The sequence below is a fragment of the Halobacteriovorax sp. genome, from assembly GCF_041587335.1.
Lineage (GTDB): Bacteria > Bdellovibrionota > Bacteriovoracia > Bacteriovoracales > Bacteriovoracaceae > Halobacteriovorax.
Genome location: NZ_JBFGYP010000222.1, coordinates 1 through 3,053 on the forward strand (window position 1 = coordinate 1; position 3,053 = coordinate 3,053).

Here is a 3,053-nt window from a genome sequence, read left to right on the forward strand (position 1 = left end):
ACAACTAATAAATACTCTCCACGTCTCTGTGCATTTGCTACAGATCCAACAACATAGTCTTCGTGTCCTCTTCTTCCTGCACCAAGCTTATAAAGATCTTGTCCCCAAAGTAGGAATTCAATCGCATGGTAACCAGTTGAGATATTTTTTTCACCATCATTTTCATTTAGGCTAATGAGGAGTTCTTTTGTAATACTTGGATACTCTTGAGTATTATTAATAATTCCAGAGTTTGGTGCACCAACAACATAGTCAATATAGTTCTCATCTAGAGGCCATGCGTTTAATAGTCCTTCAGGTCCCTCATCAGAGTCAATTGGCCCACTGTAGAAACGAAAAGCTTCTGTCTGACCATAAACTTCACGGGCGTTAATCCAGCTAAGTTTAGCTGTAACGTGGTTGAAAAGATTTGGTGAATCAACAAATGTCTTTAAGTCAGAATCTAATTGAATTGCTCTCTCTAGTGATTCTGTATACATCTCAAGAACGTGATCAGCGTACTTCTCTGCTACGCTTGATGCGAAACTTGCACTTGATACTAGAGTTAATAATAGTAATAAATATTTTTTCATATAAATCTCCTTAAAATTATTTTATAGGTGTATATCTTCTATCAAAAACAATACGAGTAGATGCATCTACACATGTTGCGCTATCTAGAGAATTTAAAGTTGTTGCTAAATATCTAAGACCTCTTCTTGATCCTTCATAAGGAAGGGCCTGAAGTAAACCGTCTAAGTCTGACTTTACTGATTCGCAGTCAAATCCCTCAATTGCTGATTCAATAACAGAGCTCTGATAGTAAAGAGTTCTATCTTCACGACTTCTCTTTAAATAAACACCGTAAAAACATGCAACCTTATCTTCTTCCATTGTATTGAGCTCAATTAAAAAATCATTGATTCTCTTATCAGCGGCGAGATAGGTAAATTTAGTGTTTAATTGAACTAGAAGGTCCGGTGTGTCGGCCTTAATTTCACCAAATTCACCACAATCATAATGAGTAGCAAATGCTCTATAAGTCGTTCCGTTTGGAAGGGTAAAGTGCTGAGAGTAAGCAGCTTGAAATACTGCAAATGAGGCTAACAAAATTAGTTTTTTCATAAGTGTCCTTTTAAAGTATAGATTTTTCTAGGTCAAAATGTTTGACATGTCAAACTTATAAATGGCTATTCATACTTTCTATATCTAAGCAGCCAATATAAGAGAAAACACATTAGAAAATGGAGTCTGTAATACATATGGTGATGTCGCAATTAGTTCGGCAAATATACAATTTGATTTCAAAGAGTAATTACTCTCTATTTGGAAGACAAGATACTTGTCGATTATCTACTAAAGAAGAGCGAGATCGCTTTTTCATTTGAATTTTATAAAGTAAAGAAGGAAACTGTTAATTCTCGCGCCACTCAAAAGTCTTAATGCTTACTTTAAACCAGCATCATCAAGAGAGATAAACTCATAAGATTCTTCAATCAAACTAGGAATGAGTTTCTTAAGTAATTTAGCGGAATTATTATGAATATCATGCATGAGGATAACTCCTCCATTTTTCTTATTAGTTTCACTCATATAACCTTCAAGGCACTGATCAACTGACATTTTCTTTGACCAACAATTCCAATCTGCTGCTTGTAGATATTTTCCATTATTACTTTGAACAACTTCTCCGCCAATATCCCAATAAACAGGTCCAATATAACTCTTACCTATTTTTGTTTTATTAATTACTTTTGCGGCCTTTGACTGCCATGCGCCCCCTGGGGCACGGAAGTAAAAGTGCTTAGCACCCTCAGAGTATGGAACTAGAGCAGAATGTGCTCCAAAGAAGCTCTGTTTAAGCTCTCTCTTCATGAAGAATCTTGAAAATTTACTGAAGTTTTCATGTTTATAAGAGTGGTTCGCAACGATATGTCCATCTCTTCTAATTTCATCCGTTAATTCTGGATACTTTAGAGCATTCTTTCCTAGAACGAAGAACGTTGCCTTAATATTATACTGTCTTAAAGTTTCAAGAATTTGTGGCGTTGCCTTTGGGCTAGGTCCATCATCAATTGTTAATACAACCTTCCTTTTACCTGGGTATACACTGTAAGATGTAGTTCTATCTAAATCCTTCTGATGACTATGACCAGGAGATGCACAAACTTCTAATTGTGAGAATGTAAGTATTACGAGTAAGAGAGTGATGAATTTCATATGAATCCTTAGTACAAAGAATCTATTTATATAGATTTAAGTACTAAACAGTAACAAGACTGTAATGATTACAGAAAATTCTATACTTCTTTTAAATTGTATTAAACAACTTATCTGAATCTAACATATCATCCCATGAACAAGAGCTTAGAATTACAACGTAATCATTCTTTGTGTCTTCATCAGTATCAAAGTAAGTTCCAGCATCAAGAAGTGGGCCTTCAGATACGTTGGCATCAATACAAGAATCTTCTGCTTCGACTATTTTGTCAGCTACATTTAATAGTATAGGTAGTTCTGGATCATAACTCTCTAGTTCTTTGATGAGATCACCAACAGTCATACAATTCTTAGCTGCTTTATCAAGATTAACTTCTGGGACTTCAAGTCCAATTTCATTAATATATTTATTTAAATTATTTAGCTTACATTTCATAATTTTCTCTTTGTAGATTGTTTTTACGAGTTGACGACAACAAATACTTCTAACCTAAAATCTTTATTACGATTTCGCTGGTCTTGTCTTTGATGCAGTAGTTTTCTTATTATTTCTTGCCCTTCTAAAAGGTTTCTTACTAGAAGATGCAGAAGACCTACCTCCTCTATTACCTTGAGGAGCACCTCTCGGAGTCTGCTTTGGCTTTGGACTAGGAGCAACGCCATGTAAAGCGTGTTCCTTATCAACAGGCACCTTAAGTCTAATAAATTTCTCAATTTCTCTTAAGAGTTTCAATTCGCTATCATCGCAAAAAGAAATAGCAACACCTTCTCTTCCCGCTCTAGCTGTTCTTCCAATTCGATGAACATAACTTTCAGCTTCCATCGGAAGATCAAAGTTTATAACATGAGTTACA

The 3,053-nt window shown here is 35.0% G+C and carries 5 protein-coding genes; all 5 read right to left on the minus strand.

Features of this window, described 5'->3' with window-relative positions:
* Positions 1–572 (minus strand): imelysin family protein (locus tag ABX784_RS16530; RefSeq protein WP_372656166.1); only part of this gene is annotated, 572 nt, incomplete at its 3' end.
* Positions 573–588: 16 nt separating this feature from the next.
* The gene (locus tag ABX784_RS16535; RefSeq protein ID WP_372656167.1) at positions 589–1,104 is read right to left on the minus strand and encodes a hypothetical protein; all 516 of its coding nucleotides are present in this window, start codon (positions 1,102–1,104) and stop codon (positions 589–591) included.
* 321 nt (positions 1,105–1,425) lie between these two features.
* A complete protein-coding gene (locus tag ABX784_RS16540) occupies positions 1,426–2,199 on the minus strand; it encodes a polysaccharide deacetylase family protein (protein WP_372656168.1) in 774 nt (257 codons plus the stop codon).
* 91 nt (positions 2,200–2,290) lie between these two features.
* Positions 2,291–2,635, minus strand: coding sequence for a hypothetical protein (locus ABX784_RS16545; RefSeq protein ID WP_372656169.1), 345 nt, complete (start codon positions 2,633–2,635; stop codon positions 2,291–2,293).
* 66 nt (positions 2,636–2,701) lie between these two features.
* Positions 2,702–3,053 (minus strand): helicase-related protein (locus ABX784_RS16550; protein ID WP_372656170.1); only part of this gene is annotated, 352 nt, incomplete at its 5' end.